The organism is Mesorhizobium sp. M7A.F.Ca.CA.001.08.2.1 (assembly GCF_003998455.1).
GTDB lineage: Bacteria > Pseudomonadota > Alphaproteobacteria > Rhizobiales > Rhizobiaceae > Mesorhizobium > Mesorhizobium ciceri.
The window spans coordinates 1-2,979 of the sequence record NZ_RZPW01000751.1 but is presented as its reverse complement, the minus strand read 5'-3'; the positions used below and the strand labels follow the sequence as shown (position 1 = coordinate 2,979).

Here is a 2,979-nt window from a genome sequence, read left to right as displayed (position 1 = left end):
CGGCTTCGGTCTGGAACGTCCCACCGCCGGCATCCAGGGTGACGTTGCGCGCCGTCGCGAACGCCGCCGTGTTCCGCAGCGTGCCGCCATCGAATGTCAGGGCACCGCTTGCAGCGCCGAGATTGGCATCGGAAGAAACGGAAATAATCCCGCCTAGAAGCCGCGTGCCGCCCTGATAGCTGTTGCTGCCTTCCAGGACGAGCGTGCCGCCTTCCGTCTTGCTGAACCCGCCCGCGCCGGTAATCGTCGTCGCGATGGTGGCTGCCGTGCCGGCCAGCACGCGGATCTCGGCATTGCCATCGGCGCTGTCGGAACCATCTATCGCGAGCGTGCCGGAACCTTCCAGGCGGTAGCCGCTGTCGACGAATTGCAGGCCCTTGAAGCTTTGCGCTCCTTCGACGGCGATCGTGCCGCCGTCGAAGCCGCCCGGTTCGTTCTTGAACACCGCATGGTTTCCTGCCCAGGAGACGAGAGTATCGCCGCCCTGGTTCAGCCATTTTTCGTTCGTGGTGTTCCAGGTCCCGTCGCCGCCTTGCCAGTGCTGCAGCGTGTCGTCGCCGGCCGCTCCGATGAAGAGGTCGACATTGCCGCCGCCCGCCTGGATCTCATAGCCGGCCGGATCGGAGAGCGGCGGCTTCGTGCCGATCTCCAGGCCGTTGTCGGTAAGGCTGCCGCCATAGGTCATCAGCCGGTAATAGCCGAGGCCCGCCGTGCCATCGGCCACGTCGCCGCTCTGCGCAAGATTGAGCGTACCGTCGAGCGTCAGATTGCCACTCACCCCGATGCGGTCGCTTATCCCCGGAGAGCCGGTTGAACCGCCTGGATTGCCGAATTCGTAATCGAGAATCGACCCTGAAGAGAGGCCCAGATTTCCGGCAACCGTCAGCGTACCCACCGAATTGCCTGGCGCGATATGCCCGCCATCGGCAACCGTCGTCGTGCCCACCGTGCCCGAGCCACCGAGCGTGGCGCCGTCCTCGACATTGATCGTGCCACCGAGGAAGCCGGCACTGGCATGGTTCCCGACAAGAAGCGTGCCGCCTGCAACAGTGGTGGCACCGGTGAAGCTGGAACTGTCCGCGGCCAAAACGGTCGTGCCGCTTTCATGGAGGATGGTCCCCAAGCCGGTCAGGGAAGGGGTGAAAATCAGATCGGACCCATCGGGATTTCCCAGATGATTGAACACAACCGTGCCTGTGCCAGCGCCAAAAGCTATCGATGCCGCATCAACCGTGCCGGCGGCCTTCGCCACTTCCCCACTTGCCGCACCGATGTTGAGCGTTCCGAATGATCCTGGCTGGGCCGCCAACCCAACGATAGCAGGACCCCCGGCAAGCGAAACCTGTCCGCCCTCTGACAGAGTCAGCGTGCCCTTGCCCAAGACGCCAACGGCAATGATGGAGTCGCCTGTCCAAACCGACCCGGGGCCCGTAATATTCACAATTCCGGTGGCTTGAGCATCCCAACCAACAATGGCGTTGTTGCCGCTGGAAACCTGCCCGCCATTTTCAATGCTGAGCGATCCATTGCCAAAGAGACCAACTGCGATGGCATCAACGAGTGTCCAACCCGAATCATTTCCGGAAATCACCGCGGAGCCAGTGCTGCCCGCGCCATACGCCACAACTCCCGAATCGTTGAAAACCTGACCGCCATTCTCGACGATCAAGCTCCCTTTCCCTTTGGAATCCCCATTGGAATCCCCGACCCTAAGGACGTCGGCAGTCCAGGTGGCCGACCCTGAAACTCTTGCGGTTGCCCACTCGTCCGGATCAGTTCCGTCAGTAGCAATGATCCCGGTAAAAGAGGTGAGCTGTGTGTCGATGTCGAGCGTGCCCCCCATGACGCCCAGGTTGCCCGCGAGGTCGGAAGCGTCGCCTGACAGCGTCAGCGTACCGGCGCCGGCCTTGCCGAAATGGCCGGGGCCGGTAATGGTCCCGGCATAGGTACCGTCGCTCGCCTGGTCGAAGACGACGGCGCCGGTGTTCACGCCTGAGAAGGTGAGATTGCCGCCGAAGCTGTTGGTGTCGCCGACCAAGGTGCCTTGATCGACGGTCCAGTCCTGCGCACCCGTGCCGGTCAGGGTCACGGTATTCGTCCCGGCCTTGTTAAAGCTCGTGAAGCCGACGAACTCGTCACTCGCGCCTACCGTGGCCGTATTCACGAGCTTCGAGACATCGAAGGCCGGTGTGGAAGGCAGCGTGTCATAGTCCCCGAGCATCAATGAGCCGGTCGCGCCACTCTCCACCACGACATTGCCGGTGATAATCGAGCCGTTTCGCAGGGAAAGCGTGTTGACGCCGCCGGTGAAGGTGATGGCGTTAGCCCGGCCAAAGAAAGAATCTCCCCCAGTAATCTCCCCAACGTTAAGCACTGCCAAATTGGCCCCAACGATGCCGGTACCACCGTTTCCATTGCTGGGCGTCAGGGGAATATAGCCGGGGGCGCCGCCACTGCCGGTTCCGCCAGCAGGGCCGTTAGAGCCGCCGGCATGGTCACCGTTGCCCTCGCCGCCAATGATCACTCCGCTGTTAAAAACCGTCCCACCATTTCTGAGGTCGATCGCTGCACCGGCGGATGCAGAAACCCCGGCGCGGCCACCGGTAATGCGACCGTCGTTGACGATGCTGCCAGATCTCCCATCACAATGGCTGTTCCGCCGGTGGCTAAAGCCCCGCCCGTGCCACCGAGGACATCGCCATGGTTGGTCAAGTCGCCGCCGGCGTTCAAAACAATGCCCGCACCACCACCACCGCCGAAATTGGCGCCAGGATTGCCACCGTTTCCGCCAGCAACGGTGGCCGAGCTTTCAACAGTGATGGCGCCGTTGTTCAGAAGCACCATGCCGGCGCCCCCGCCGCCGCCGCCGCCGCCGGCAAACGGGCCATTGCCATTGCCATCGCCGCCATCGCCGCCATGAACATCAGCCGTCACGAAAATTGCCGGGTTCACCTCTTCATTACGCACGCCATCGCCACC

Annotated in this window: 1 protein-coding gene and 1 pseudogene; both read right to left on the bottom strand. The window is 62.9% G+C overall.

Annotated elements, in window-relative coordinates; all coding sequences use genetic code 11:
- Window positions 1-2,524 (bottom strand): S-layer family protein (locus EN914_RS39920; protein WP_206527276.1); only part of this gene is annotated, 2,524 nt, incomplete at its 3' end.
- A pseudogene (locus EN914_RS38470) lies at window positions 2,521-2,979 on the bottom strand (hypothetical protein); the annotation flags it as partial. The gene EN914_RS39920 and the pseudogene EN914_RS38470, both read right to left, overlap by 4 nt.